The sequence below is a fragment of the Pseudomonas sp. KU43P genome (assembly GCF_033095865.1).
Classification (GTDB): domain Bacteria; phylum Pseudomonadota; class Gammaproteobacteria; order Pseudomonadales; family Pseudomonadaceae; genus Aquipseudomonas.
On the sequence record NZ_AP019365.1, the window covers coordinates 2475967 to 2502455 of the forward strand.

Genomic DNA, 26489 nt, shown 5'->3' on the forward strand with positions numbered 1-26489 from the left:
AAAAATCGGAAACAACGTCATGGCCAAGACAAAAATAATGCCGCCGGCACCTGGTGCCTACGCCTACCCCTTGCTGATCAAGCGCCTGCTGATGTCGGGCGTGCGACACCAGCCGGACCAGGAGATCGTCTACGCCGACAAGCTGCGCTACACCTACCGTGAGCTCGAGCAGCGCGTTCAGCGCCTGGCCAACGTGCTGCGCGCTGCCGGGGTGCAGGCCGGCGACACCGTGGCGCTGCTGGACTGGGACAGCCACCGTTCGCTGGAATGCTTCTTCGCCGTGCCGATGCTGGGCGCGGTACTGCACACGGTGAACATTCGCCTGTCGCCGGAGCAGGTGGCCTACACCATGAACCATGCCGAGGATGACCTGGTGCTGGTGCATGATGACTTCGTGCCGCTGCTGGAGCAGCTCCAGGGCCAGTTGGGCAGGGTCAAGGGCTATGTGCAGCTCACCGACGGCGAGGCGGTGGCCACGTCGCTGCCGGTAGTGGGCGAGTACGAGTCGCTGCTGGAAGCCGCCAGCCCTCAGGCCACGTTCGAAGACTTCGACGAGCAGTCGGTGGCCACGCTGTTCTATACCACCGGCACCACCGGCAACCCCAAGGGCGTGTACTTCTCGCACCGCCAGCTGGTGCTGCACACCCTGAACCAGCTGGGCACCTTCGCCGCTTACGACGGCCAGCCGCTGCTGCGCTCCAGCGACGTGTACATGCCGATCACGCCAATGTTCCATGTGCATGCCTGGGGCGTGCCTTACACGGCCACGGTGCTGGGGATCAAGCAGGTGTACCCGGGCCGTTACGAGCCGGACAAGCTGGTGCGCCTGTACCGCGACGAGGGGGTGACGTTCTCCCACTGCGTGCCGACCTTGCTACAGATGATGCTCGACAGCGACCGGAACCTGCACACCGACTTCAGCCGCTGGAAGATCCTGCTCGGCGGCAGCGCCCTGACCCACGGCCTGGCGCGCCAGGCCAGCGAGCGCGGCATGCTGATCTTCAGCGGTTATGGCATGTCGGAAACCTGCCCGCTGCTGACCCTGACCCACCTGCGCGACGAAGACCTGGCCCTGCCCATGGGCGAGCAGGTGGCGCAGCGGATCAAGACCGGCGCCCCGGTGGCCATGGTCGACCTGCGCATCGTCGATGCCGGCGGCAACGAGGTGGCCCACGACGGCGAATCGCTGGGCGAGATCGTGGTGCGTTCGCCGTGGCTGACCCAGGGTTACCTGCACGAGCCGGAAAAGGGCGCCGAACTGTGGCAGGACGGCTGGATGCACACCGGCGACATGGGCTCGATCGACCGCCACGGGGTGCTGGAGATCAAGGACCGGATCAAGGACGTGATCAAGACCGGCGGTGAATGGATCAGCTCGTTGGCGCTGGAAAACCTGATCAGCCAGCATGCGGCGGTCAATGCCGTGGCGGTGGTGGGTATCCCTGATGAGCACTGGGGCGAGCGGCCGATCGCGCTGGTGGTGTGCATGCCCGGTGACAGCCTCGACCAGGTGGGGCTGGAAGCGCACCTGAGGCAGTTCGTCGACAGCGGCCAGATCAACAAGTGGGCGATCCCGCGGCAGGTGCATTTCGTGGCCGACATTCCCAAGACCAGCGTCGGCAAGATCAACAAGAAGCTGATCCGCGAGATGCACATGAGAGCCTGACCTGCGTGAGCGCCACTGTTCAGGTGGCGCCGCTTGAGGTTTCAGTAGTGCAGGCAAATCTTGCCGAAGTGCTGCGCCGACTGCTGGTGGGCGAAGGCCTCGGCAATCTGCTCAAGTGGGTAGCGGCTGTCGATCACCGGGCGCCAGGCGAAGTGCTCCAGGGCGCGCACCATGTCCTGCTGGTGCTCGCGGCTACCGACGATCAGCCCGCGCAGGGTCTGCTGCTTGCGCATCATCTCGACCGTCGGCACGGTGCCACTGATGCCCGTCAGCACGCCGATGAGGGCAATATGCCCGCCCGGCGCGCAGGCCCGGATGGAGTTGGGCAGGGTGCCGGGGCCGCCCACTTCCACCACGATGTCGGCGCCACGACCCTCGGTGGCGGCCAGCACCGCATCGCCCCAATCCGGCTGCTCACGGTAATTGATCACCAGGTCGGCACCCAGTGCCAGCAGGCGGGCCTGCTTGGCCTGCGACGAGGTGGTGGCAATGACCCGTGCGCCCATGGCCTTGGCCATTTGCAGGGCAAACACCGATACCCCTCCCGTACCCAGCACCAGCACCGTATCACCGGCCTGAATGCGGCCGTCCACCACCAGTGCGCGCCAGGCGGTCAGGCCGGCGGTGGTCAGTGTGGCGGCTTCCTCGTGGGAGTAGCCCTTGGGTGCATGGGTGAAGGCCTGGGCGGGCAGGTTGTCGTACTCGCGGGCGAAGCCGTCGACGCCGTCGCCAGGTACGGTCTTGAAGGTACTGGGCACGTTGCGCCCGGCCTGCCAGTGGGGAAAGAAGCACGACACCACGGCATCGCCAACGGCGAATTCCGTGACGTTGGCGCCCACGGCGGTGACCACCCCGGCGCCATCGGCCATGGGGATGCGTTGGTCTTCGACTTTCAACTGCCCGATGACCACGCCGAGGTCGTGGTAGTTGAGCGAACTGGCATGGATACGCACCTGTATTTCCCCAGGTTGCGGCGCGCCGGGCATGGGCAGTTCGACCAGGTGCAGCTGGTCCAGGCCGCCGGGCTTTTGCAGTTGGATGGCTTTCACGTTACGGGTCCTTTGCGACGGTTGAGGAAGTGTCCTGCAGGATGATAGACACGCGCATCGGGCGCGTTGTTGACCTGGGATGACAATCGATTTTCCTTTGGTGACAGGCCGCCCGCGGGTGTCCCAAAACGTCAACTTTCGCCCTGGCGCAATCCCTATAACTGCAAGCCCATTCACTTCTGTATTCGGACATCCGCCATGAGCAAGCAGTTTGAACAACACGTGGTCCTGATTACCGGCGCCACTGCAGGCATCGGTTACGCCACGGCCATCGCCTTTGCCCAGCAGGGCGCACGCCTGGTCGTTTCCGGGCGCAATACCCGTGCTGGGGAGCAGTTATTGGCCGAGTTGAAGTCGATCGGTGCGCAGGCCGAGTTCGTACAGGCGGATGTCAGCGATGAAGCGCAGGTGGCCAGGCTGGTCGAGCGTTGCGTGGAGCGTTTTGGCCGCCTGGATGTGGCAGTGAACAGCGCCGGTTATGAAGGCGCCCGTGGCTCGATTCGGGAGCAGACGGTGGAGGCCTACACGGCTGCGTTCAATGCCAACGCGCTGGGCACGTTCCTGTGCCTGAAGCACCAGATGCGGGTGATGGCCGAGCAGGGGTCGGGAGCCATCGTCAACCTGTCGTCGACCATGGGCAGCCGGGGCAATGCGCTGGCGCCGATGTATGTGGCCAGCAAGCATGCGATCGAGGGGTTCACCAAGTCGGCGGCGTTGGAAGCGTGCCAGTTCAATGTGCGGGTGAATGCGGTGGCGCCGGGGCCGATTGCTACCGAGATGCTTGAGCGTATTGCCGATGGGGCGGACAAGCTGCCGATGGTGGCCGCGACCATTCCGGCGGGGCGGATTGGCAGGCCGGAGGAGGTGGCGGATGCGATCTTGTTCGTGGCGTCGCAGCAGGCGAGCTTCATCACCGGGCAGGTGCTGCATGTGAATGGTGGCAAGACAGCTATGTGATGCAGGCTGTACCGGCCCCATCGCCGGCAAGCCGGCTCCCACAGGTACTGCGCAGGTTTCAAATCCTGCAGAAATCCTGTGGGAGCCGGCTTGCCGGCGATAGGGCAGGTGCTGGCGCTGCAAGGCGCTCAGGCATTTTGGCACCCCATAACTCCACTCCTTCGAGCCATTGCTCTAAAAGCTGGTCAACCACGAAAACGGGTATGCCCCGCGAATTTGCCAACTAAGAGTGCAAAATTTTTGTAGGCAAAATCCCCGTCAAATGTAGGAAGCGTCTATTTCCCCCGTGACGGATGGCCTGCCTGGGAAATGTGCGCCAAGGTTCGGGACTTCACTGCAGTGGAGTTTCGGAGAATGTCGCAAAGCGCCTTCAGCCAGTGTGAAACCGTTGTACCTATCGTGTTCCAGCACACCAATGAATGCACCTTTACTCCTCCCTGGTTCGTCGAGGAAACGGACTACGACCCCGCACTCGCCCGTTACACCCCGCTGGTCAACGGCGAAGAAACCTTCCGTGCCGTGCACCTGGCCATTGCCGCCGCGCAGAAGTCGGTCGACATCATCTGCTGGGGCTTCCAGCCCTCGATGTACCTGATCCGCGACGGCAGCGCCCCATGCCTGGACGAGTTGCTGCTGGCCAAGGCCCGTGAAGGCGTGCAGGTGCGCGTGCTGGGTTGGGAAATGCCGTTCAACACTGCCGGTTTCGCCGGCGAGGCCAACCTGCCGGGCAAGGGCCTGCTGCGTCTGAAGGACCGTGCCCTGCATAGCTCGGCCGAGGCGCAGTACGCCTTCGACCGTGACTGGTTCAAGTTGTGCGAGGCCGCTGACGGCAAGGCTGCTGCTCGCGTCGACAGTGGCTACCCGGTGTTCGTCAGCCGTGGTTTCAGTTGGCGTGAGCGCGCGGAAATTGCGTACCAGGCGAAACGCCACGGGCTCGATCCCTTTATCAGCACCGGCATGCGCCACACCTTGAGGCTGACCGCCACCCACCATCAGAAGAGTGTGCTGGTCGATTACGAACTACCCGAAAGCGCTGTGGGTTTCGTCATGGGGCACAACCTGCTCGACGAATACTGGGATACCGACGATCACTCGGCGCTCAACCGCAGTGAGCCTGACAAACCGGCGCCAGACCGTGGCCCGCGTGGAGTGCTGCCGCGCCAGGATATTTCCAGCCAGGTCAGTGGTCCGGTGCTCAAGTACCTGCACGCCAACTTTGCTGAGGCCTGGCACAAGGAAACCGGCGAAGACCTGTTGGTCATCCGGCAGGCAGACGTCGTGGCCGAGGCGCTGAACCTCAAGAGCGGAAGCGGCCAGCGGCTGATGTGCCAACTGCTGCGGACCCAGCGCAGCGGAGCATGAAGCGTGAAATCGAAGCGTTGTACCTGCAGGCAGTGAACAACGCCACCCAGTTCATCTACATCGAAAACCAGTACTTCCGTTGGCCACCGCTGGCCGAGGCAATCAAACAGGCCGCACTGGACCAGACCAAGTGCGGTCGGGATCCGGGCGTGCATGGGGCCTTGCACCTGTTTGTGGTCACCAATGCCACTGACGACGGCATCGGCGCAGGGACGGTGAACACCCAGCGGATGATTGAGGGCCTGGGACGCGCCGAGACCATCCCGCAGGTGACCAAGCTGCGGCGGATCGAGCAGGTGAAGAGGGCCGCGCCACCACGACCACGGCTGGACTCAGCGAATGACTACAGGGGGCGGCGTGCCCAGGAGAAGTGGCAGGCCGAGCTGGATGGGCAGATCAAGGAAATTCAAGAGAGCACGATCATGCCGGAAGAGATACCGGGGTTGAAGGTGCATGTGTGTTCATTGGTGGCGCCGGATTCCCCGGCGGGGCAGCCGTGGACGCCGGTGTATATCCACTCGAAGTTGATGATTGTGAACGATGTGCTCACCACCCATGGCTCGGCGAATATCAATACGCGAAGCATGCAGGTCGACCCACGAGTGGGCGAGTGAGACGCAGAAGTTGCGGCGGCGGTTGTGGGATCTGCATACGGGCGGGGAGGGGGTGCAGGACAAGCCTAGAGAGGCATTTGATGTATGGAGGGAATTAATTGATGAAAATAGACGCCATCAAAAAGACGGCGGGACGCCACGCTGTTCGCTTATTGAGTTTTTCTATGGTAAGGCAGTTTTAAAGGATCTTGATTAGTGCGTCTGTGTAGCCTGTTTTTATGCTTGCTAATTTCGGCCTGTAATGTGGTAGGTGTCCCTGACTCTAAAAATGGGAAAACAATGAATTCCTTGGGAGAAATTAATATGAAACTGGATTTCAGTTGCGCGCATGAGAAAATTCCAATTTCTTCAGATGAGGCAGATGTTCTTTTCCAATATGCACGTTGGTTGCAAAAAAATAATCAACTCAAACGAGATTCTGTGGTGAATGCCGAAGTTGAACGGCTATATCGCATCAGTGCTGAACACGACCATCACAAGGCTAACATAAACTTGCAAAATGGCGCGATGCGAGGACGTTTCAAACTACGCGGTTGGGAGCACCTACGATTGAGTGAGAAGCTGATTGATGCGAATGTCGCTACTGGGTACTTGTTCGTCGCGTATTTCCTCCAGCAGGGATCAGCGGGGCTTGAGCAAAATCCACAAATGGCGCTGCGTTATTATCGCAAGGCTGCTGACGAGGGGAATGCACAGGCTCAATATTACGTGGGTGATAAATTAGATTCCGTTACAATGGCTCCAACAGTCGCTACTGACATGTATCGTTGTGCAGCTGAGCAAGGACATGGAAAGGCTGCAGTTGCTTTAGGCATAATTTTTAGAGAAAAACGCCAGTACTCTCAAGCCCTCGAAGTTTTTCAGATGGGTGTGGCCGGTGGCTATGAGCATGCTGCCTCGCGGTTAGCTAATGCATTTCTTACACAGGCTGTCGAAAGCACTCGCTATTATGCTCAGGAGGTAGATCCTGCTCGTGCTGAACGTTACAAAGCAATCTGGAGTACACTTGCAGATTATTCTTACGCAGATCCTAAAGTTCCCGAGATCAACGAAATAGTGCCACTTCCTCCGGCCAAGCTGCCACCATGGGATGGCAAGCTCCAATGGTTGGAAGCACGGCTGGCAAACATTCCACCAGAGAAACCCAGTGAAGCCTTGATCCACAAACTGGCCAAGGAAAAAGTGCTTGACCCGGCAACGGGTAAACCAATGCCAGGTTCACCCGCCTTCAACAAGGCGGATTTTCCGCTAATGGTTTGTCGCAGTGGCGAGGCTTGCCCAGAAAGTGGCTACTGGAAGGCCATGGTCAATAGCTGGGAAGACCCTATTCAGTATTTCGAAGAAGGCGAAATGATGCCCACGTATCTGAGCGTCTGGACGGAATATCGACCCTGGCCGCTGCGGGACAAGATCATGCAACGCCAAGAGCGTGTCGAGTGGGGGTTGCTTGGATAAAAGGCCATGCACTGCGCCTGCACGCAAGTTGCACCACTGTCTGGTGCATGAGGGCAGGCGAAGACCTGCTCGTGGTAGTAGCCAACGGCTGATGTTCCAACTGTACCGGCTTAACCGTAAATGAGCATGGAGCATGAAGCCATCAATGCGGTGGCCCCGGGCCGATTGCAACGGAGATGCTCGAGCGCATCGCCGAGGGCGCGGACAAGCTGCCGATGTTGGCTGCGACTATTCCAGCGGGGCGTATTGGCAAGCCGGAGGAAGTGGCGGATGCCATTCTGTTCGTGGCGTCGCAGCAGGCAAGCTTGGTTACCGGGCAGGTGTTGCATGTGAATGGTGGCAAGACGGCGATGTAACGCCGCAGGTTCAATTGGGTTGGCTGTGCTGGCCCCATCGCCGGCAAGCCGGCTCCCACAGGTACTTCGCAGGTCTTGAGATGTGTGGCGATCCTGTGGGAGCCGGCTTGCCGGCGATGGGGCCCGAACAGTCACTTGACCCGCTCAGCCCACATGCCCCTTGCGCCATGCCCTCGGACTGCATCCGAATCGCTGGCTGAACCAGCGCGAAAACGCACTCAGGCAGGAAAACCCGAGCAACTCGGCAATCTCGCTGTGCGAATGCCGCGAATCGCGCAAATGCCTGACCACCTGCTCCTGGCGCACCTGATCCAGGATCGAGCTGAAACTCTCGCCATGCCGCAACAGCCGCCGGTGCACGGTACGCCGATCGACACCCAGCTGCTCCGCCACCTGTTCCACCGACAAACGCCCCGTCAGCAATAGCTGCCACACCAGCCGGCGCACCGTATCCACCACCGTTTCACTCACCGCCCCGCGAGCCTCCAGCTCCCGGCGCACAGACCGCGCAGCCACTGGGTCGCTGCCCGGCAGCGGTGCATCCAGCTCGGCCGAGCGGCAGACGATGCCATCCACCACGCTGTTGAACTGCACCCGTGTGCCGAACAGCCGCAGGTGCGTCGAACGGTCCTGCGGGGCGCTGTGGCGCAAGCACACCGAACGTGGCTGCCACTGCTCGCCGAGCAGGGTCTTCAGGGTGCGGTGGGTGACGCCGATCATCAGGTCGACCGACTGGCGTGACGGCAGCTGCCGGTGGGTGATCTGCTCGCCGCGGATCACTGCGATGCCGTCGCGCTCCTCGACCAGGATCAGGAAACCTTCATTGTGCAGGTGCAGGTAGCGTTGCAGGGTCTCCAGGGCCATGCGCAGGGTGCTTTCCTGGCGCATCACCTGGGCCAGCGTGCCGAGATTGGAGAGCTGGCGCTGCTCGGCCATGCGCAGGCCGAAGTCTTCCACGCCGGCCTGGCTGGCGGAGTTTTCCAGCAGGTGCCAGACGCTGTCGACGCTGATCTTGAAGTCGCTGCGCTCAAGGCAGGCGGGATCCAGCTGCACGGCCTGCAGCTGGGCGATCGGGTCCAGGCCGAAGGCGCGGGCGACGTCGGCGTAGTGGGTCAGGCAAGCGCTTACGACCATGTTGGCCATGCAGGTTTCACGTCCTTGAATGGGACGGTCTGGATGTCCCGAAAGGTTAAATATCGCCTGGCCTGTTTTAGCAGACTCAAGGGGTGTCGACAAACGCCAAGGAGATGCAGATGAACGCCACGCTCACCGAAGACTCGATGTCCGCCACACCGACCCTCGACCACCTGCGCGCCAGCGGCGGGATGAACCCGGCCTGGGACAGCTTCGTCAACCTCGACCCGCAATGGGCCGAGCAATTCCTGCACACCGCAGCGCTGCCGGTAAAGCGCGGCCTGATCGACCCCAAGACCTACGAATTCCTCGCCATTGCGGTGAACGCCTCGTGCACGCACATGTACAGCCCTGGCGTGCGCCGGCACACCCGCAATGCCCTGAAGCTTGGCGCCAGCCCCGAGGAAATCCTCGCGGTGCTGCAGTCGGTGGCCATGCTCGGGATCCACACCTGCAGCCTCGGCGCCCCGATCCTGCTGGAAGAAATGGCCAAGCTCGCCGCTGAAGCCCAATAGCCGTCGGCCTGTACCGACACCCCTCCAACAATCACAACAAGGAACACCCCATGAACTTCCTCGATGGCCACCTGTTCACCGAGAACCAGCAGCCGCTGATCATCACCGCAGCGCCCTATGCACCTTCCTGGGTGCCGTCCGACTTCCCTGAGGACATTCCGGTGACCATGGCCGAGCAGATCCAGAAAGCCGTGGACTGCTACAACGCCGGCGCCACCGTGCTGCACCTGCATGTGCGCGAGCTGGACGGCAAGGGCTCCAAGCGCCTGTCCAAGTTCAACGAGCTGATCGCTGGCGTGCGTGAAGCGGTGCCGGAAATGATCATCCAGGTAGGCGGCTCCATCAGCTTTGCCCCGGAGACCGAAGGCGCCGCGGCCAAGTGGCTGAGCGACGACACCCGCCACATGCTGGCCGAACTCGACCCCAAGCCCGATCAGGTGACGGTGACGGTCAACACCTCGCAGATGAACGTGGTCGAGCATTGGGGCTACCAGGACGTGCGCGGCACCTCGATGGAAGACCCGGCGGTCTATGAGGCTTACAAGGAAATGACCGTGCCGGCGCAGCCAGGCTGGGTCGAGGAGCACGTACGCCGCCTGAGCGCCGCCGGCATCCAGAGCGCCTTCCAGTGCTACAACTTGAACAGCTTCGAGTCGGTCGAACGCCTGATGCGCCGGGGTATCTACAAGGGCCCGTTGGTGATGAACTGGGTGGCCATCGGCGGCGGCATGGACGTGCCGAACATCTACAGCCTGGCCAACATCGTGCGGGCCGTGCCGGACGGCGCGGTGCTCACCGTGGAAAGCTCCATGCGCAACGTGCTGCCGATCAACATGATGGGCATCGCCATGGGCCTGCACGTGCGCTGTGGCATCGAGGACAACCTGTGGAACCAGGCGCAGACCGAGAAGATGTCCACGGTCCAGCAGATCGAGCAGCTGGTGCGCATCTCGCGCGAGTTCGGCCGCCCGATCGCCACCGCCAAAGAAGCCCGCGAGATCAGCAAGATCGGCGTGTTCTACGACACTGTCGAGGAAAGCCTTGCGGCCAATGGCTTTGCACCGAACCGCAACGGCGGCCAACAGGGCTTCCTGCGCAAGACCGCTGAAACCGCGTAACCCCGCCACATTCGACGTGCACCCCGCAGGGCGCAGTTGCCGCGCCGGCAGCCCTGCGGGCATCAGGCTCGATCCACAACAAGAATAATTGAGGATGCAGCATGGCCGTCTATCACCCGTGCCCCGACGAGGGCAATGACACGTCCGTGGGCATTCCCCGGCGCTATGCCTGGGTTGTCTTTGCCCTAACCTTCGGTCTGCTGATTTCCGACTACATGTCGCGGCAAGTGCTCAACGCCGTGTTCCCGCTGCTCAAGGGCGACTGGGCGCTGAGCGATGGGCAGTTGGGCCTGCTCAGCGGCATCGTGGCGCTGATGGTCGGCCTGCTGACCTTTCCGCTGTCGCTTTTGGCCGACCGTTTCGGACGGGTGCGCAGCCTGGTGTTGATGGCCATGCTGTGGAGCCTGGCGACCCTGGGCTGCGCCCTGGCGGAGAACTACCCGCAGATGCTGGTCGCACGTTTTCTGGTGGGGGTTGGCGAGGCCGCCTACGGCAGCGTCGGTGGGGCCGTGGTGATGTCGGTGTTCCCGCCGCACATGCGCGCCACTTTGCAGGGCTCGTTCATGGCCGGCGGCATGTTCGGCTCGGTGCTCGGTATCGCTTTGGGCGGGGCCATCGCCCAGCAGTTCGGCTGGCGCTGGGCATTCGCCGTCATCGCGCTGCTCGGCCTGATGCTGGCGGTGGTGTACCCGGCCATCGTCAAGGAAGCGCGGGTCTCGCCCAAGCGGCTGGCGGCGCTGGCCGACAAGGCCGGCTGTGCAGCCCAGCGCCCGTTACGCACGCTGTATGCCACCCGCTCGGTGCTGTGCGCCTACGTGGGCAGTGGCTTGCAGCTGTTCGTCGGCGGCAAGGTGATCGTCTGGATGCCCAGTTACCTCAACCGTTACTACGCCATGAGCACCGACCAGGCCGGCAGCGTGTCGGCTGTCATTCTGCTGTGCGGCGCGGTCGGCATCATCCTCTGCGGCATGCTTTGCGATCGGCTGTCGCGCACCCGGGCAGACCGCAAGGTGAGCCTGAGCATCGGCTACTGCCTGGGCAGTTGCCTGCTGCTGTCGCTGGCCTTCGCCATGCCCCATGGCGTGGCGCAACTGGTGCTGGTGTGCCTGGGCATGATGGTGGCGGCCGGCACCAACGGCCCAACCAGCGCCATGGTCGGCAACCTCACCCATGCCTCGGTGCATGGCACCGCCTTGGCCACCCTGACGTTGGCCAACAACCTGCTGGGCCTGGCCAGCGGGCCGCTGATCACCGGCAAGGTGTCCGACCACATCGGGCTGGACGCCGCCATGCAACTGGTGCCGCTGATCAGCCTGGTGTCCGCGGCGGTGCTGCTCTACGCCAAGCGTCATTACCACAACGACATGGCGCGCTCGCGCGTCGTGGCTGCGGGGTTGCCCCGCGAATCCGCCCAACCGATCAGCTGACTGGAGACCCCATGGCTGCCAAGCAGAGCAAAGTCATCGTCACCTGTGCCGTCACAGGTTCCATCCATACCCCCTCGATGTCGCCGTACCTGCCCGTTACCGCTGCGCAGATCGAAGAGGCCGCCGTGGGTGCGGCCGAGGCGGGCGCTGCCATCGTGCACCTGCATGCCCGCGACCCTAACACCGGCCAGCCTTCGCAGGACCCGCGCCTGTTCATGGAGTTTCTGCCCACCATCAAGGCGCGCTCGGACGTGGTGGTCAACCTCACCACCGGCGGGGCGCCGAACATGCTGGTGGAGGAGCGCCTGCAACCGGCGCTGCGGCTCAAGCCTGAGGTGGCGTCGCTGAACATGGGGTCGATCAACTTCGGCCTGTACCCCATGCTCGAGCGCTTCCACACCTTCCAGCACGACTGGGAGCGGCCGTACCTGGAGGGCTCGCGGGACCGGGTGTTCCGCAACACCTTCAGCGAGATTCAGTACATCCTGGAGTCTTGCGCCGACAACGGCACCCGGTTTGAAATCGAATGCTATGACATCGGCCACCTCTACACCGCCGCGCATTTTCTCGACCGTGGCATCGTCAAGGGGCCGCTGCTGATCCAGTCGGTGTTCGGCCTGCTCGGCGGCATCGGTGCGCATCCCGAGGACGTGTTGCACATGAAGCGTACCGCCGACCGCCTGTTTGGCGACGACTATTACTGGTCGGTGCTGGGCGCGGGCAAGCACCAGATGCCGTTGGCCACCCAGGCGGCGACCATGGGCGGCAACGTGCGCGTGGGCCTTGAAGATTCGCTGTGGGACGGGCCGGGCGTGCTGTCGCGCAGCAACGCCGACCAGGTCAGGCGCGTGGTGTCGATCCTGAAGGCGTTGAACCTCGACGTAGCCACCCCTGACGAGGCGCGGCAGATGCTCAAGCTCAAGGGTGCCGACCAGGTGGGTTTCTGAACCCTGGTCGGCCGCCTGAGGAGGGCCCTGCATGACCCTGCTGATTCGGGCTGGCGCCCTGACCCATTACCTGGAGGTATGCCAGCGGCTCGGGGTCGACCCGGCGCCGCTGCTGGCCGAGGTGGGCTTGAGCAAGGCCCGCTTGCAACATGCCGAGCACCGCCTGTGCGGCGAGGCGGCGGTACGCCTGCTGGAAAACACCGCGGCTGTCAGCGGCTGCCAGACCCTGGGCCTGAGCATGGCTGCGGCGCGGCAGCTCTCGGACCTGGGCGCGGTGAGCCTGCTGTTGTGCCACCAACGCTCGCTGCGCGATGCCTTGCAGGTGATGCTGCACTATCGGCATCTGATGAACGATACGGTGGCTATCCACCTGATCGAGGAGGGCGGTCGGGCGGTGATCCGCCAGGACGTGCTCACCCGCACCTCGCTGCCCAGCCGCCAGGCCAACGAGCTGGCCATGGGCGTGCTGTTTCGCCTGTGCGCTACCTTGTTCGGCAGGCATTGGCGGCCCTGCAGCGTGCATTTCACCCATTCGGCACCGGCCGATCTGCAGTTGCACCGGCGCCTGTTCGCTTGTGAGCTGGTGTTTGGCAGCCACTTCAATGGCATCGTGTGCCCCGACGGCAACTTGGAATTGGGTGGCGCTTGGGCGGACCCGGCGATGGCGCGTAATGCCCAGCGCTATTTGGTGCCGCTGCAGGAGGCGGGCGGGCCGTCGCTGGTTGAAGCGGTGCGCAAGGCGATCCGACAGTGGTTGCCTGAGGGGCGGGCATCCATCGAGCATGTTGCACAGCTCCAGGGCATGAACGTGCGCACGTTTCAGCGCCGGCTGGACGACCAGGGCCAGGTGTTCAGTGCGTTGGTCGGTGAGGTGCGTCGTGAGCTGGCCGTGCACTATTTGGGCAATTCCAATTATCCCTTGCAGCGCATCGCCGAGTTGCTGGGTTTCTCGGTGCCGACGTCGTTTACACGTTGGTTCATCGGACAGTTCGGCATGCCGCCTGCGGTTTGGCGGAAGGACAGGGGGCTTGTCTTGAGATGGGTGGAGGGGCGTAAATCGAGCGCCGCCCGCGCGGCGCATCGCGGATGAATCCGCTCCTACGTTTGTTGCAACGTGCCTATGTCTGACGGCCCATGGTTGACAGCCTCGGTGGCACGACGCGTTTTTGGCGTGGCTCGGGGGCTCGCCTGGATTTCTCGGCAGGCACCAAAGGCGGACAATTATGGCCTGACAGGCCATGGCACGTTGCAACAAACGTAGGAGCGGATTCATCCGCGATGCGCCGCGCGGGCGGCGCTCGATCTCGTGGTCGCCATCCATCCCCTGACGAGCACAGGGCCATCACACCCAAACCGCATCCCAATGCGGATAATCCCCCACCGTGTCCACCAACCCCGCTCTCAAGGGGTTGGCAATGATGTACCTGGCGGCCATCACCACATCCTCGTCCCGGCGCAAGGCGCGATCGTGATAGCCCGCCTGCCAAACAGGCAAGCTTAGACACCCGGCCCTGCGTAACACATGGCTGGATCGCGCCTTGAAGCGGCGCATCAAGGTACTTAGCGTTACATCTTTCAACTCGATCAGCCAATGAACATGGTCAGGCATGACCACCCAGGCCAGTGACTGGCAGCTGTTTTCTAGTTCCGCTTGGCGCAAGTGCCTTATCACTGCGCGTGCGTATCGCAAGTTGAGGAACAGGGGACGGCGTTGCTGTGTGACGGTGGTGAGCAGGTAGATTCTGCCGGGTTCGGAGCATCTGCCGCGACGGAGTAGGCAAACTTTTGGGCTGGGCATGAGTTCATCCATGAACGGGTTGTTCTGGAAAGCCTAGCGTTGGTGATTTGTGGGGAAGGGAGGGTTCTTTTTCAGGATGTGAGGGTTTGGCGTTGCCAGGTGTTCGGCGGTAGGGATTTTGTGTTCATGCAATCGAGCGCCGCTCGCGCGGCGCTCGATTTCAGGGGCGCCTGAATCGTCGTGGCAAGCCCCATCAATACGGCTTGTCACCAATGATGCCAGCGCGGTTCATCTTGCGATGGCAGGGCGGGTAGTCCATGACCGCGTAATGCTGGGTGCAGCGGTTGTCCCAGATGGCGATGCTGTTGGGCTTCCAGCGCCAGCGCACCTGGTATTCGGGGATCGTCGCCTGGCTGATCAGGTAACGCAGCAGCTCGGAGGCTCCGGGGTTGAAGTCCTGACCGAAGCGCACCCGCTCAGGGGTGTGGTAGTTGCTGAAGTGGGTGGTGAAGCTGTTGACGAACAGCACCTTCTCGCCCGTTTCCGGATGGGTGCGCACCACCGGGTGCTCGGCATCCGGGTAGCGCTCCTTGAGGGCCAAGCGTTTCTCGATCGGCAGGGCCGCACCGAAGCTGGCCTCGATGCTGTGCCGGGCGCGCAGGCCTTCGATCTTGGCTTTCACGTCCGTCGGCAGGCGCTCGTAAGCCACCACCATGTTCGCCCACACGGTGTCGCCGCCCACAGGCGGGCATTCCAGGCAGCGCAGCACCGCGCCCATCGATGGGTTCTCGCGCCAGGTGGTGTCGGTGTGCCAGGAATTCTCGTAGCGGTCCACCGGCGTTTCCGGCGACTTGTGGATCTGCACCAGGCCCGGGTAGTCCGGGTCGCTGCCGACCACCGGGTGGTCCTCCAGCTCGCCGAAGCGGCGGGCGAACGCCACATGCTCGGCGTGGCTGATGTCCTGGTCACGCAGGAACAGCACGCGGTGCTTGAGCAGCTGCTGGCGAATCTCGGCGAACAGCCCGTCGTCATGGATCGCCTCGGCCAGCCTGACGCCGACCAGTTCTGCACCGAGGGTGCAGGTCAGTTGTTCCACTTGCATGGTATGGGCCGCCCTTAGATGACGAAGATCGATGAGCCGGTGGTCTTGCGTGCCTCCAGGTCGCGGTGGGCCTGCACGGCGTCCTTGAGTTCGTACTGCTGGTTGATCTCGATCTTGATCCGCCCGCTGCCCACGTGGTCGAACAGCTCGCCAGACAGGTCGGCCTTCTCGGCCGGGTCGGCGATGTAGTCGGCAAGCGCCGGGCGGGTCACGAACAACGAACCCTTCATTGCCAGGATCTGCGGGTCGAACGGTTCGATGGTGCCCGAGGCGGTGCCCACGCAGACCATCAGGCCACGGCGCTTGAGCGAGTCGAGCGAGCTCATGAAGGTCGTGCGGCCGACGCTGTCGAACACCACGTTGACACCCACGCCACCGGTCAGCTCACGCACGCGTTTGGCCACGTCTTCGTGGCTGTAGTTGATGGTGTGGTCGCAACCATGGGCACGTGCCACTTCGGCCTTGGCCTCGGTGGAGACGGTGCCGATCACGGTCAGCCCGAGCAGCTTGGCCCATTGCGAGACGATCAGCCCGACACCGCCGGCCGCGGCATGCAGCAGGAGGGTGTCGCCGGCCTTGAAATCGTAGATGCGCCGTAGCAGGTACGACGAGGTCAGCCCGCGCATGGTCATGGCAGCAGCGGTTTCACAGCTGATGTTGGCCGGCAGCTTGATCAGCGGCGCGGCAGGGATGATGCGTTCGGTGCTGTAGGCGCCCAGGGTGTTGATGAAGCCTGTGTAGGTGACGCGATCGCCGACGGCGACGTTGGTCACGCCTTCGCCCAGCGCCATCACCACACCCGCCGCCTCGACGCCGATGCCGTTGGGCATGGGGATCGGGTAGGTGCCGTTGCGGAAGTAGGTGTCGGCGTAGTTCAGGCCGACGGCCTCATGGCGAAGCAGGACCTCGCCCGGGCCAGGTTCACCGACCTCGACGTCTTCGTAGCGAAGCACTTCGGGGGCACCGGTTTCATAGAAGCGTACGGCTTTGGCCATGAGTGTGTTCTCCAGTCTGCATTGTTGTTGTGAGTGTTTGGACACGCTGGAACAGACTGTAGGGCGCAGGCGAAGGTGGTGCTTCACATCGGGTGACAGGGGGCTGTCTTTTGATGACAGTCCATTGACCTGTGACGTTGACGGGCTCTGGTCGTTTCGCTCAGGCTCAAGGCTGTCACTTAACAGCGCTCGAGGGAATGAGTCGATCATGAAACTGGCAGAGTGGGCAGAGGTCCAGGAAATCTACAAACGCAGCCGTCGGCAACCGAACAAACGATTGTTCAACCGGGCCAATGCCCGCAGGTTGTGGCCGATGTGGGCAGGCTTCGCCTCAACGCTGATGCTGATCGCCTTTGTGCTGTGGGCCATGGCCAGGCCGGCCTTGCTGCCCTATGCCTGCATGGCGTTTCTGCCCTGGGGGCTTGCGCTTTACCTGACGCGCCTCAAGGGGCTGCGAACGATGCATGCGCAGGCATTCGCAGACCATGTGATCGACCGGCAGTCCATTCACCACCGGGAAAGCACCCTCTGCTACAGCTTTTTCCTGGAGAACCTGCGCAAGCAGGGATACACAGCGGCGAAGGCGCGCGAACTGTCGGCGTATTCGGACCTTATCGGCAAGCCCCCAAGGCCGCCGGTGTCGCAGAACATCGGCTTTGCGTCGCTGGTCGCCTTCATGATTGCCATCAGTACCGAACTCATCAAGAACCAGGCTGTGTTCACCAGCCAGGGCGCGGCGGTGGTGATGTTGGGTGTTGCCGCCTTGTTCATCTACTGGCTGGTGCTCGATGGCATCTACAGCGGGGCGTACCAGAAGGCCTGGATAAAACGCTACCTGGACATGGCGGCCTGGGACCTGGAACATTCGACGGCGTTTGACGATGAAGCAGCGCAGGCCTGGTCGACGACACGGGGTCAGACTGCCTCCAGCTAGCCCTCGCGGGTGGGGGCGGCAACGCATCGCCGGCAAGCGCGGCTCCCACAGGAACAGCGCAGGTCCGAAGATGTGCGGTACTTCTGTGGGAGCTGGCTTGCCAGCGATGAGGTCGGCACTGACAACAGTCGCTGGATCACAAGGACGTCCATGATTCCCGTCGAGAGCCGGTCATGTTGCTCGGCTAGATGATCTCACTCACTTGAGTTGTCCGCGACGCCACAGGCAGGCGCCGCCCAAGGCAAAGCAGCCGGCCACCAGGAACGTCCCTCGATTCAGCCAGCCAAGAACCACAAGCGTATCGGACACGCCCGACGCGTTGCTGCCGCCTATCCCGGCGCCACTGATGGCGAAGATGGCCAGTCCAACCAACGGTGCAGTGATCAGGTAGAGCCCGCCAAGAAAGAGCAGTCGCCGCCGCGTCAGAAAGGTCCGGATGTCCTCGGATCGCCGCTTCATGCCGACGATCTTGCACGGCAATGTGACAAGTGACCCGATCGCGTATAGCCACATGCCAAGAAAAACGATTGCTGCATATCGACGTATCGGTTGCCAACCTTGGACATCGTTGCCAGCGATGACGAGTGCATTGGGCCGAGCGCGATACTGATCCAGCGCCTGTTGTCAGTGCCGGCCTCATCGCTGGCAAGCCAACTCCCACGGGAGTACATCAAATCGTTGGACCTGCGCTGTACCTGTGGGAGTCGGCTTGCCGGCGATTGAGGGCAAAGCCCTCGCACAGGCCTACTCCATCGCTTCTGCCAACCCTTGATCCTCACCCAGAAAGCCCCCGCTCTGGTGCTGCCACAGCCGCGCATAAGTGCCGTTGCTGGCGAGCAGTTCGCTGTGCGTGCCTTGCTCGATGATACGCCCTTCGTCCATGACGATCAGCCGGTCCATGGCCGCGATGGTGGACAGGCGATGGGCGATGGCGATCACGGTCTTGCCCTGCATCATCTCGTCGAGGCTTTCCTGGATGGCCACTTCGACTTCCGAATCCAGGGCGCTGGTGGCCTCGTCCAGCAGCAGGATCGGTGCATTCTTGAGCATCACTCGGGCAATGGCGATGCGTTGGCGCTGGCCGCCGGACAGCTTGATGCCGCGCTCGCCCACCAGAGTGTCGTAGCCGCTGCGGCCCTGGCGGTCGCTGAGTTGCTGGATGAAACCATCGGCCTGGGCATTGACTGCGGCCCTGCGGATTTGCGCGTCGGTTGCCTCCGGGCGGCCGTAGGCGATGTTGTCGCGGATGGAGCGGTGCAGTAGGGAGGTATCCTGGGTGACCATGCCGATGGCGCTGCGCAGGCTGTCCTGGGTGACCTTGGCGACGTTCTGCCCATCGATGCGGATGGTGCCGCTGTCGACGTCGTAGAAGCGCAGCAGCAGGTTGATCAGGGTGGACTTGCCCGCACCGGAACGGCCCACCAGGCCGACCTTTTCGCCGGGGCGGATGTGCAGGCTCAGGCCATCGAGCACCTGGCGCTCGCCGTTGTAGTTGAAGCTGACGTTGTCGAAGCTCACCGCGCCGCCGCAGGTCACCAGCACCCCGGCATCCAGCGCATCCTGCACCTTTGGGCCGCGGGTGAGGGTGGCCATGCCGTCCTGCACGGTGCCGATATTCTCGAACAGCGAGGTCATCTGCCACATGATCCAGTGCGACATGCCATTGATGCGCAGGGCCATGGCGGTGATCGCCGCCACCGCGCCAGTGCCGACCTCGCCCTGGTGCCACAGCCACAGGGCATAGCCGCCGGCGCCCAGGATCAGGCCGACCACCAGCGCCTGGTTGACGATCTCGAACTGGCTGACCAGGCGCATCTGGCGAAAGCCGGTCTGCTTGAAGTCTTCCATTGCCGCCCGGGCGAAATGCGCCTCGCGTTTGGAGTGCGAGAACAGCTTCACGGTGGTGATGTTGGTGTAGGCATCGGAGATGCGCCCGGTCATCGAAGAACGGGCGTGGGCCTGCTCCTGGCCGACCCGGCCCAGGCGCGGTACGAAATACAGCATGGCCAGGCCGAACAGTGCGAGCCAGGCAATGAACGGCAGCATCAGTTTCAGGGCAAAGCCCCCGGCCAGGGCGATGATCGCGATGAAGTACACGCCGATGCCGGGGACAATCTCGATGATCGTGAACAGCACCTCACGCACCGCCAGCGCGGTCTGCATCACTTTGGTGGTGACCCGCCCGGAAAATTCGTCGGAGAAGAACGACAGGCTCTGGCGCAGCATCAGCCGGTGAAAGTCCCAGCGCAGCCGCAGCGGCAGGTTGATCGCCAGTACCTGGTGTTGCATCAGGGTGCGTAGCGCCACCAGGCCGATACTCGCCAGCAGCACCAAGCCGATGCCCCACAGCACGCGGGCTTCCTCGCCACTGGCCGCGCCACCCGACTGCCAGGTGGAAAGCAGGTCGACGACCTTGCCCAGGAAGGAGAACAGCCAGGCTTCGTAGATCGATACACCGGCGCTGAACAGCGCCAAAGCCAGGATGTAGCCACGGGCACCGCGGGTGCAGGCCCACATGAAGCGCAGCAGCCCGACCGGGGGCGGTGGGGCCTCGTCGGGCGGAAAGGGGTCGAGCCATCGTTCGAACACACGCAGCATGGTGAAGCTCCTAATGATCAAGTTCGCGCATGGGTGACACGATGCGCTGATCAGCTAACCATACAACACGTTCATGGGGGGCTGCTGCGTAGCCCAATCGCCGGCAAGCCGGCTCCCACAGGTACAGCAGCGCATTCGAGTATTGCGCTGATCCTGTAGGAGCCGGCTTGCCGGCGATCGGGCCGCAAAGCCGCCCCCGATCTCATACTTATTTGCCGTGCTTGGCCTGCAGCGCCTTGGCCTGCTCCAGGTGGTGCTCCAGGGTTGGCAAGGCATCGCTGGCAAAGGCTTTGAGCTCAGCCTTGTCGGAAGACGCCGCTTCCTTCCTGAACAGCTCCACCGCTTTTTCGTGGGCATCGACCTGGTTGTTGACGTAGGACTTGTCGAACGACTCGTCACGCCATTCAAGGATCATCTTCTTGACCTTGTCGGTCAGGGCCGCGTCATCGGGCACGCTGATGTCCAGCGAACGGGCGATATCACCGAGTTTTTGGTTGGCCTTGGTGTGGTCGGTGACCATCTGCTGGGCGAATGTCTTGATGCCAGCGTCCTGGGATTTCTCCATGGCCAGGTTGCTGGTCACCACCTCGGCGATTCCGGCCTCGGTTGCGGCATCGACGAAATCATTGGAGCTGGCGGCCATCACGTTGAATGAAGCCATGCTTGCCAACAACGAAACGCCGGCGAACTTGAAAAATGGATTGCTCATCTTTCACTCCTTAAGGGGCGCGACTTCGATGTCGCAATCGGTTGAGCGGCCCTGGCCGGCAAAGGTTTAATTTTTCTGCAGGCAGCACCGCTGGTCCCCTCGTTGCCCAGGTAAATCGAATCCCTGCCGGTTGCCGCACTCACACGCTGTAGTCACTGTGGAGGTGCCCATGACGGTGATCAGCCCTGTAACCACACGGCAACTGGCGCAATTGGCGGTCGATGACCCACAAACGCGCTACCAGGCCATGCTGCAAGGCCCCTACCCAGGGGGCCGCGAGTGGCTGGCGTGGCAGTTGCGCCGCACCGAAGCCATGGCGGACGACCTGCCCGACACGCCCGCCGGGCTTGCGCTGTGGGCCCATGCCCATGCCACCCAGGTGGCCCAGGAACACGCGGCCTACCTAAGGCGACGTGCGGATGGCGGGCCGCGCCGTTACTTTGCCAATCGCGCTCAAGCCTTGTGGTTTCTTCAACAGGTTGCGCCGACCAAACGGGTGGACGGTGCCTGGCTACATGCCACCCTGCGACATTGGCGCGACCCACGGTTCCATGGCCTGATCCGCACCTTTCTCGAAGAACTCGGCGATGGCGACCCGCGCTGCAATCATGTGCTGATCTACCAACGCCTGCTTGGCCGTCTCGGTTGCACCCAAGTGATGCCGCTGGACCCTGCGAGGTATCTGCAAGGCGCGCTGCAACTGGCGCTCGGCGAACATGGCGAGGATTTTCTGCCCGAGCTGATCGGTTACAACCTGGGCTACGAGCAACCTCCGTTGCACCTGTTGATCACTACTCACGAGCTGGCCGAACTGGGCATCGATGCCCATTACTTCCGGCTGCATGTCACCATCGACAATGCCGCCAGCGGCCACGCCCGCCGTTCGCTGGACAGCCTGCGCCTGCTGATGCCGACGCAAGATGCGCAAGCGTTCTATGGCCGTGTCAGGCAGGGCTATCGCCTGAACGATCTGGGCATCGATACACCGTCGCTGATTGCAGGCTTTGATCTGCAGGCCGAGCTGGCAGCAGCGCTGGAGCGTAAACGGGTGTTCGGCCAGTGCATGCATGGCGATCACTGCCTGCTGCAAGGCCGCACCATCAACCAGTGGCTCGCTGAACCTGCGGCGATGCCGGGCTTTTTGCGTGCCCTGGAAGCTCAGCGCTGGGTACGCCGGGGTGAAGACCCGCAGCACAGTCGGTTCTGGACTTTGATAGACGGCCCGGTTGCCGCCATGTTCGGCGTGTTCAGTGCTTACGAGAAACAGCTCTGGTACGACTGGATCGCCAACGACTGGCAGGGTGTGACCTATCGGCGCGTGGCGCCGGGGCAGTGGGAAAAGGAACTGTCGCTGGCGCCGGCGCACGACCCGGCGCAAGGCTTGCCTGGCGTCGAACGCCTGATCGACCTGATGGCGGCCGGCCGTCATGCGCAGCCGGAAGGCCTGCGCGCCACCCGCGATTACATCCGCGCCACCGGCCTGGCACAGGGAGGACCGCACTGATGTTGCTCGACCAACAGCAGGCCCAGGCCGACCACGCGCTGTTGCAACTGGGCCGCCGCCTGCAGGCTGATGGTTATCGCTTTACCTGCGTGACACCCGCCACCCAAGGGCGAGTCAATGCCAGGCTGGAGGCGAAACAGGCTCACGATCTGCGTGGTGTGTTTGGCTGGAGCCGGCCATTCTCGCCCGCATTGATCAGCGCCGATGAACTGCAGCAACTGACCTGCGCCGGCGTGCTCAGGGAGGAGGGCGATCTGCTGCGCAGCACGGTGCGCTGGTCGAGCCTCGACGACCTGTTGCTGGTGCATTCGGCCTGGCCGACCGACAGCCCCGACGCTGTATTTTTCGGCCCCGACAGCTACCGTTTCGCCCAAGTGATCCGCGACCATCTGCAGCATCGCCCGCACCCTGTGCAGCACGCTGTGGACATCGGCTGCGGCAGCGGGATCGGTGCGCTGCTGGTCGCCCGGGCAGCACCCCACGCGCAGGTCAGCGCGGTGGACATCAACCCCATGGCCCTGCGTTATACCGCCATCAATGCGGTGCTGGCGGCAATAGCCAATGTGTCGGTGGAACCCAGCGATCTGCTGGCCGGCATCACCGGCACGTTCGACCTGATCGTGGCCAATCCACCGTATATGCTCGATGCCGGCAGGCGTACCTATCGGCATGGCGGCGGCCCCTTGGGTGCGGAGCTGTCATTGCGCATCGTCGAGCAGGCGTGCGAGCGCCTGGCGGTGGGCGGCACCTTGCTGTTGTACAGTGGCGTCGCCGTCGTCGAAGGCCGCGATACCTTGCTTGAAACGGTGCACCAGCGTTTGCATGGATCGGACTTCAGCTGGGCCTACCGTGAGGTGGACCCCGATGTGTTTGGCGAGCAACTGCTGGAGCCTGGCTATGAGCAGGTCGAACGCATCGCCGCCGTCGCCTTGACCTTGACCCGCAACGGCTGAGCGGGCCATGGCCGCAGCCTGCACGTTCGGTATCGAGGAAGAATACCTGCTGGTCGACCTTGCCAGCGGCCAGGTCCAGGCCAGGCCGTCCAGAGCTGTGGCACGTTGTTGCAGGGAGGTAATGGGCGAGCATCATGCCGAAGAGATGTTCTGCAGCCAGATCGAACTCGTCTCCCCGATATTCGACAACCTTCACCAGGCGCGCAGCTTCTTCACTCAATACCGTCAGCGCCTCAACTGCGCCCTGGCCGAGCAAGGGCTGGGCCTGTATTGCGCCGCCAGCCACCCCGGCGCCCAGTGGCGCCGCCAGCAGCCACGCCGCACGCCCCACTACCGACAGCTGTTCGACGACTACCAGGCGGTAGCCCGGCGCAGCCTGTTGTCGGGGTTGCATGTGCACGTCGGCGTGCCCGCCGGGTACGACCGCATGCAACTGATCAATCGCCTGCTGTACTGGCTGCCGCTGTTCCTGGTGCTCAGCACCTCGTCGCCCATGTGGTGCGGCCAGGTTACCGGCTACCGGAGCTATCGCCGGGTGGTGTGTGGCGAGTGGCCGCACATGGGGCTGCCTGAAGCGCTGCCGGATTGGACTGCCTACCTGCGCTATCGCGCCCTGCTGCAGCGCACCGGCGCGTTGGATGCGCAAGGTGATTTCTGGTGGGCACTGCGGCCGTCGCGGCGGTTTCCAACGGTGGAACTGCGCATTTGCGATGCGTGCCCGCGGCTGGAGGACGGCTTGGCCATTGCGGGGTTGTTTCGGCATCTGGTCGAGCATGAATTGCAGAGCCGACCTGGTGTGCGGCGGATGAATCGGGAGCTGCGCTGGGTCACTCAGGAGAACTACTGGCGGGCTTGTCGGTATGGGCGGCAGGGGACGTTCATCGGGGTGCGTGACGAGCAACCGGTGAGCGCTGCGGGGTGGCTGGCGCAGTTGGAAGCACTGGTGCCGGCGGTGACCGTGGATGCCGAGCGGTCGTTCAGGCACGCCGCACGCATCGTGAGTGAAGGGACCAGCGCCGAGCGTCAGTTGGCAGTTTTCGAGCAGGCCCGTGCGCAAGGTTGCGACTTGCGCGGGATGTTGCGGGCGGTGGTTCTGCAGGTGTTGCGAGAGGCGAGAGATTAGCTGGCGTTGCACTGCACCTGTAGGAGCGGGCTTGCCTGCGATCACCGGCAGAGCTGTTGCCATGTGCGCAGACCAGTTTGCCTCACGCCTTGAATTGCGCCATCAGCGCTTGCTGAAGATCGGCCGTCTGGTCAAGCTCCTTACCTACCTGCGCGGCGCTGTGTGCCTGGGTTGCAAGCCCTTGAGTAATCGCCTTGATGCCGGTGATGTTGCGGTTGACCTCTTCTGAAACGGCACTCTGTTCTTCCGCAGCACTGGCTATCTGCATGTTCATGTCATGAATGACACTGACTGCGTCACTGATCTGTTTCAGCCGCTGCGTGGCTTGGGCAACCTGAGCCACGCTGCCCTGGGCTGAATGGCGATTCTGCTCCATTGAAGCCACCACATCCTGAGTGCCTGCCTGCAAGGTTTCGATCACGTGCCTGATTTCGGATACGGAGTCCTGGGTCCTGCGGGCCAGGTTCCTCACCTCATCGGCAACGACTGCAAACCCTCGGCCTGCCTCGCCTGCACGTGCCGCCTCGATCGCTGCATTCAAGGCCAGCAGATTGGTTTGATCAGCAATGGCGCGAATGACATCGAGCACCGAACCTATCTCTTCACTGTTGGCGGCCAGCCGTTCAATCAGCGCTTTGGACTCGTCCATGTCGATGCTCAATCGGTTCATGGCACCCGAGGCATCGTCGATCACGGCGAGGCCATCACGCGTTGCCACCTCTGCTCCATGGGCGGCCTGCGCAGCATGTGCAGCAGACGCAGCCACGCCATGGGCCGTGGCGCTCATCTCTTGAGAAGCCGTTGCCAACTGCTCGATCTCGCGAAACTGCTCTTCCATCTTTGCATGGGTTTGCTCGGAGAGCTTCGCTGATTCCGACGCCGCTCCTTTGGCACGCGCCGTGGCTGCCTTGGCCTCATGGATCACAGGTTGCAGCTTGTCGAGAAATCGATTGAACCAGTTTGCCAGCGTGCCCAGTTCATCGTGGGTTGCGCACTTCAACCGCCGAGTCAGGTCGCCTTCGCCCGAGGCAAAGTCTCTGAGCATCTCACTGAGTTTGACGATGGGCAGGCTCACGGTGCTTGCCGTGAACCACATGGCCAACAAACCCAATGTTGCCATGAGCACTCCAGCGCCGATGAGCCATGCGGTACTGCTCAGGCGCTGTGACTCAAGCACGCTACCGAGCTGGATTGCCGGTTGGCGCATCACCGCCAGGGGCACCTCGATGGAGATCTGCCAGGGTTCGGCCCCTGCCAGCACGACCGTAGCCTGTGTAGCGCGAAGCGAGTGCCCAGCTTCGGTGATTTGAACGGACTCCACGGCAGCCGAGCGAGGCGTTGCGCTGCTGCGCTGGCCCAAGTGTTCGGGCTGTTGGCTGTCCGAGGCGATGATGCCGTTGGGGCTGATCATGCTGATGCGGCTGTTGCCGTCGTAGAGGAGGGCGCCTGCCTTGGTGACCGACGCCTGAAGCGCGTCCAGCGCCAGGTCTACCGCAACGACCCGATCGTACGGCCCTGCAGGGTGATGGGAAACGCCACGCTGGTCATCAGCACCTGATGGCCGTCGAGTTCGAAAACATAGGGGTCGAACGCACAAGCGCGGCCTTGGTCGACAGGGCATCGGTACCAGGCATTGTTTGCCATTGCGCTGGCATTGGGCGTGGCGTCTGCGATGGCAGCCTCCGTCAGGATCTGCTGTTCAAGGCCCTTGGCACTGCGCGCCCAGTACACGGAGAACCGGCCCGCATCGTTGCTCCCCAGCGCAGCTTGATTGATGAATCCAGCATCGCGCCCGTCAAAAGCATCAGGTTCAAAGGCGACGAATAGGCCCAGTACATCTCGATTGGCCTCTACCGCCCTGAATATGTCCCGGTTCAACTGATCCCGAGCTACGGCGGCGGGCAGGTGCTGGGCATCGGCAAACGACTTGAAGCCCGACGCCTGAAGCGCAAAGCCGGCGCCCAGGTCCACCGCCTTCTGGAACCGTTTCCTCAGCGCTGCGCTCTGGACTTGCAGCTGGGTATCAAGCTGATGCCTGGCGGCGACGTCAAGCATCTGTGACGCCGTCCCAGTGACCAAGACGGAGGTATCACGCAGCAGATGGACTGACATGGTGACGAGGATGCTCACGATGACGACCAGGCTGACGCCAGCCAGTAGCGTGAGTTTCCAGCGAATCGTTAGACGGTTGAGCAGCATTGGCAGTCTCCAGGTCTTGTTCTTAGATATTAAA

Annotated in this window: 23 protein-coding genes and 1 pseudogene; 14 read left to right on the plus strand and 10 right to left on the minus strand. The window is 62.8% G+C overall.

What is annotated here, in order from left to right:
• Window positions 1-19: 19 nt before the first annotated feature.
• Entirely contained in the window at window positions 20-1666 is a 1647-nt protein-coding gene (locus KU43P_RS11185; RefSeq protein ID WP_317663078.1) for a fatty acid--CoA ligase, read from the plus strand.
• Window positions 1667-1707: 41 nt separating this feature from the next.
• Here the strand turns inward: KU43P_RS11185 and KU43P_RS11190 are convergent, their stop codons facing one another.
• Window positions 1708-2715: a zinc-dependent alcohol dehydrogenase family protein gene (locus KU43P_RS11190; RefSeq protein WP_317663079.1), complete on the minus strand. Its 1008-nt coding sequence runs from the start codon at window positions 2713-2715 to the stop codon at window positions 1708-1710.
• A gap of 198 nt (window positions 2716-2913) precedes the next feature.
• Between KU43P_RS11190 and KU43P_RS11195 the strand changes: the two genes are divergently transcribed.
• The 4 genes and pseudogenes from KU43P_RS11195 to KU43P_RS11210 all read left to right on the plus strand — a co-directional run bounded on the left by KU43P_RS11195 (window position 2914) and on the right by KU43P_RS11210 (window position 7459).
• Complete coding sequence (locus KU43P_RS11195; RefSeq protein WP_317663080.1) at window positions 2914-3672, plus strand: SDR family NAD(P)-dependent oxidoreductase; 759 nt, start codon at window positions 2914-2916, stop codon at window positions 3670-3672.
• 354 nt (window positions 3673-4026) lie between these two features.
• A pseudogene (locus KU43P_RS11200) lies at window positions 4027-5844 on the plus strand (phospholipase D-like domain-containing protein).
• Window positions 5845-5951: 107 nt separating this feature from the next.
• A complete protein-coding gene (locus tag KU43P_RS11205) occupies window positions 5952-7103 on the plus strand; it encodes a sel1 repeat family protein (RefSeq protein ID WP_317663081.1) in 1152 nt (383 codons plus the stop codon).
• Window positions 7104-7267: 164 nt separating this feature from the next.
• Window positions 7268-7459 (plus strand): SDR family oxidoreductase, encoded by a 192-nt coding sequence (locus KU43P_RS11210; protein ID WP_317663780.1) that lies wholly within the window; start codon window positions 7268-7270, stop codon window positions 7457-7459.
• A gap of 144 nt (window positions 7460-7603) precedes the next feature.
• Here the strand turns inward: KU43P_RS11210 and KU43P_RS11215 are convergent, their stop codons facing one another.
• Entirely contained in the window at window positions 7604-8602 is a 999-nt protein-coding gene (locus tag KU43P_RS11215; RefSeq protein ID WP_317663082.1) for an AraC family transcriptional regulator, read from the minus strand.
• A gap of 110 nt (window positions 8603-8712) precedes the next feature.
• On the opposite strand from KU43P_RS11215, the gene KU43P_RS11220 reads away from it, so the two are divergent.
• The 5 genes from KU43P_RS11220 (at window position 8713) to KU43P_RS11240 (ending at window position 13690) form a co-directional block, all read left to right on the plus strand.
• Window positions 8713-9108 carry a carboxymuconolactone decarboxylase family protein gene (locus KU43P_RS11220; RefSeq protein WP_317663084.1) on the plus strand — a complete coding sequence of 132 codons (396 nt, stop codon included), beginning with the start codon at window positions 8713-8715 and terminating at the stop codon, window positions 9106-9108.
• 50 nt (window positions 9109-9158) lie between these two features.
• The gene (locus KU43P_RS11225; RefSeq protein WP_317663086.1) at window positions 9159-10226 is read left to right on the plus strand and encodes a 3-keto-5-aminohexanoate cleavage protein; all 1068 of its coding nucleotides are present in this window, start codon (window positions 9159-9161) and stop codon (window positions 10224-10226) included.
• Between the two features lie 101 nt (window positions 10227-10327).
• The gene (locus KU43P_RS11230; RefSeq protein ID WP_317663088.1) at window positions 10328-11653 is read left to right on the plus strand and encodes an MFS transporter; all 1326 of its coding nucleotides are present in this window, start codon (window positions 10328-10330) and stop codon (window positions 11651-11653) included.
• 11 nt (window positions 11654-11664) lie between these two features.
• Complete coding sequence (locus KU43P_RS11235; RefSeq protein WP_317663090.1) at window positions 11665-12600, plus strand: 3-keto-5-aminohexanoate cleavage protein; 936 nt, start codon at window positions 11665-11667, stop codon at window positions 12598-12600.
• A 31-nt stretch (window positions 12601-12631) separates the two neighbouring features.
• Window positions 12632-13690, plus strand: coding sequence for an AraC family transcriptional regulator (locus KU43P_RS11240; RefSeq protein WP_317663092.1), 1059 nt, complete (start codon window positions 12632-12634; stop codon window positions 13688-13690).
• 252 nt (window positions 13691-13942) lie between these two features.
• Here KU43P_RS11240 and KU43P_RS11245 read toward each other — a convergent pair whose 3' ends face one another.
• The 3 genes from KU43P_RS11245 to KU43P_RS11255 all read right to left on the minus strand — a co-directional run bounded on the left by KU43P_RS11245 (window position 13943) and on the right by KU43P_RS11255 (window position 16435).
• The gene (locus KU43P_RS11245) at window positions 13943-14398 is read right to left on the minus strand and encodes an REP-associated tyrosine transposase (protein WP_317663782.1); all 456 of its coding nucleotides are present in this window, start codon (window positions 14396-14398) and stop codon (window positions 13943-13945) included.
• Window positions 14399-14591: 193 nt separating this feature from the next.
• Window positions 14592-15440 carry a TauD/TfdA dioxygenase family protein gene (locus tag KU43P_RS11250; RefSeq protein ID WP_317663094.1) on the minus strand — a complete coding sequence of 283 codons (849 nt, stop codon included), beginning with the start codon at window positions 15438-15440 and terminating at the stop codon, window positions 14592-14594.
• Window positions 15441-15454: 14 nt separating this feature from the next.
• Window positions 15455-16435, minus strand: a complete 981-nt coding sequence (locus KU43P_RS11255) for a quinone oxidoreductase family protein (protein WP_317663096.1) — start codon at window positions 16433-16435, stop codon at window positions 15455-15457.
• 208 nt (window positions 16436-16643) lie between these two features.
• Here KU43P_RS11255 and KU43P_RS11260 point away from each other — a divergent pair, with 208 nt between their 5' ends.
• A complete protein-coding gene (locus KU43P_RS11260) occupies window positions 16644-17369 on the plus strand; it encodes a hypothetical protein (protein ID WP_317663098.1) in 726 nt (241 codons plus the stop codon).
• Between the two features lie 198 nt (window positions 17370-17567).
• Here KU43P_RS11260 and KU43P_RS11265 read toward each other — a convergent pair whose 3' ends face one another.
• From KU43P_RS11265 to KU43P_RS11275, 3 genes are all read right to left on the minus strand, one after another.
• Window positions 17568-17828 (minus strand): hypothetical protein, encoded by a 261-nt coding sequence (locus tag KU43P_RS11265; RefSeq protein WP_317663100.1) that lies wholly within the window; start codon window positions 17826-17828, stop codon window positions 17568-17570.
• Window positions 17829-18113: 285 nt separating this feature from the next.
• Window positions 18114-19967: an ABC transporter ATP-binding protein gene (locus KU43P_RS11270; protein WP_317663102.1), complete on the minus strand. Its 1854-nt coding sequence runs from the start codon at window positions 19965-19967 to the stop codon at window positions 18114-18116.
• 208 nt (window positions 19968-20175) lie between these two features.
• On the minus strand, window positions 20176-20676 hold the full coding sequence (locus KU43P_RS11275; protein WP_317663104.1) for a DUF4142 domain-containing protein: 501 nt from the start codon (window positions 20674-20676) through the stop codon (window positions 20176-20178).
• Between the two features lie 169 nt (window positions 20677-20845).
• Here KU43P_RS11275 and KU43P_RS11280 point away from each other — a divergent pair, with 169 nt between their 5' ends.
• From KU43P_RS11280 to KU43P_RS11290, 3 genes are read left to right on the plus strand one after another with little or no spacing between them, the layout of a single operon-like run.
• On the plus strand, window positions 20846-22180 hold the full coding sequence (locus KU43P_RS11280; RefSeq protein ID WP_317663106.1) for an iron-containing redox enzyme family protein: 1335 nt from the start codon (window positions 20846-20848) through the stop codon (window positions 22178-22180).
• Window positions 22180-23133: a class I SAM-dependent methyltransferase gene (locus KU43P_RS11285; RefSeq protein ID WP_317663108.1), complete on the plus strand. Its 954-nt coding sequence runs from the start codon at window positions 22180-22182 to the stop codon at window positions 23131-23133. Before KU43P_RS11280 ends, KU43P_RS11285 begins: the two co-directional genes overlap by 1 nt.
• A 7-nt stretch (window positions 23134-23140) precedes the next feature.
• Window positions 23141-24256 carry a carboxylate-amine ligase gene (locus KU43P_RS11290; RefSeq protein ID WP_317663109.1) on the plus strand — a complete coding sequence of 372 codons (1116 nt, stop codon included), beginning with the start codon at window positions 23141-23143 and terminating at the stop codon, window positions 24254-24256.
• Window positions 24257-24338: 82 nt separating this feature from the next.
• Here KU43P_RS11290 and KU43P_RS11295 read toward each other — a convergent pair whose 3' ends face one another.
• Both KU43P_RS11295 and KU43P_RS11300 read right to left on the minus strand, forming a co-directional pair.
• Window positions 24339-25667 carry a methyl-accepting chemotaxis protein gene (locus KU43P_RS11295; RefSeq protein WP_317663110.1) on the minus strand — a complete coding sequence of 443 codons (1329 nt, stop codon included), beginning with the start codon at window positions 25665-25667 and terminating at the stop codon, window positions 24339-24341.
• A 77-nt stretch (window positions 25668-25744) separates the two neighbouring features.
• Window positions 25745-26455 (minus strand): cache domain-containing protein, encoded by a 711-nt coding sequence (locus tag KU43P_RS11300; RefSeq protein WP_317663112.1) that lies wholly within the window; start codon window positions 26453-26455, stop codon window positions 25745-25747.
• Window positions 26456-26489 lie beyond the last annotated feature (34 nt).

Coding starts and splice junctions, on each gene's coding strand:
- KU43P_RS11300 (WP_317663112.1), bottom strand. CDS start 26,455: ATGCTGCTCAACCGTCTAACGATTCGCTGGAAACTCACGCTACTGGCT.
- KU43P_RS11280 (WP_317663106.1), top strand. CDS start 20,846: ATGACGGTGATCAGCCCTGTAACCACACGGCAACTGGCGCAATTGGCG.
- KU43P_RS11265 (WP_317663100.1), bottom strand. CDS start 17,828: ATGAAGCGGCGATCCGAGGACATCCGGACCTTTCTGACGCGGCGGCGA.
- KU43P_RS11235 (WP_317663090.1), top strand. CDS start 11,665: ATGGCTGCCAAGCAGAGCAAAGTCATCGTCACCTGTGCCGTCACAGGT.
- KU43P_RS11295 (WP_317663110.1), bottom strand. CDS start 25,667: ATGATCAGCCCCAACGGCATCATCGCCTCGGACAGCCAACAGCCCGAA.
- KU43P_RS11275 (WP_317663104.1), bottom strand. CDS start 20,676: ATGAGCAATCCATTTTTCAAGTTCGCCGGCGTTTCGTTGTTGGCAAGC.
- KU43P_RS11250 (WP_317663094.1), bottom strand. CDS start 15,440: ATGCAAGTGGAACAACTGACCTGCACCCTCGGTGCAGAACTGGTCGGC.
- KU43P_RS11205 (WP_317663081.1), top strand. CDS start 5,952: ATGAAACTGGATTTCAGTTGCGCGCATGAGAAAATTCCAATTTCTTCA.
- KU43P_RS11185 (WP_317663078.1), top strand. CDS start 20: ATGGCCAAGACAAAAATAATGCCGCCGGCACCTGGTGCCTACGCCTAC.
- KU43P_RS11215 (WP_317663082.1), bottom strand. CDS start 8,602: ATGGCCAACATGGTCGTAAGCGCTTGCCTGACCCACTACGCCGACGTC.
- KU43P_RS11195 (WP_317663080.1), top strand. CDS start 2,914: ATGAGCAAGCAGTTTGAACAACACGTGGTCCTGATTACCGGCGCCACT.
- KU43P_RS11290 (WP_317663109.1), top strand. CDS start 23,141: ATGGCCGCAGCCTGCACGTTCGGTATCGAGGAAGAATACCTGCTGGTC.
- KU43P_RS11285 (WP_317663108.1), top strand. CDS start 22,180: ATGTTGCTCGACCAACAGCAGGCCCAGGCCGACCACGCGCTGTTGCAA.
- KU43P_RS11230 (WP_317663088.1), top strand. CDS start 10,328: ATGGCCGTCTATCACCCGTGCCCCGACGAGGGCAATGACACGTCCGTG.
- KU43P_RS11225 (WP_317663086.1), top strand. CDS start 9,159: ATGAACTTCCTCGATGGCCACCTGTTCACCGAGAACCAGCAGCCGCTG.
- KU43P_RS11270 (WP_317663102.1), bottom strand. CDS start 19,967: ATGCTGCGTGTGTTCGAACGATGGCTCGACCCCTTTCCGCCCGACGAG.
- KU43P_RS11260 (WP_317663098.1), top strand. CDS start 16,644: ATGAAACTGGCAGAGTGGGCAGAGGTCCAGGAAATCTACAAACGCAGC.
- KU43P_RS11255 (WP_317663096.1), bottom strand. CDS start 16,435: ATGGCCAAAGCCGTACGCTTCTATGAAACCGGTGCCCCCGAAGTGCTT.
- KU43P_RS11220 (WP_317663084.1), top strand. CDS start 8,713: ATGAACGCCACGCTCACCGAAGACTCGATGTCCGCCACACCGACCCTC.
- KU43P_RS11245 (WP_317663782.1), bottom strand. CDS start 14,398: ATGCCCAGCCCAAAAGTTTGCCTACTCCGTCGCGGCAGATGCTCCGAA.
- KU43P_RS11240 (WP_317663092.1), top strand. CDS start 12,632: ATGACCCTGCTGATTCGGGCTGGCGCCCTGACCCATTACCTGGAGGTA.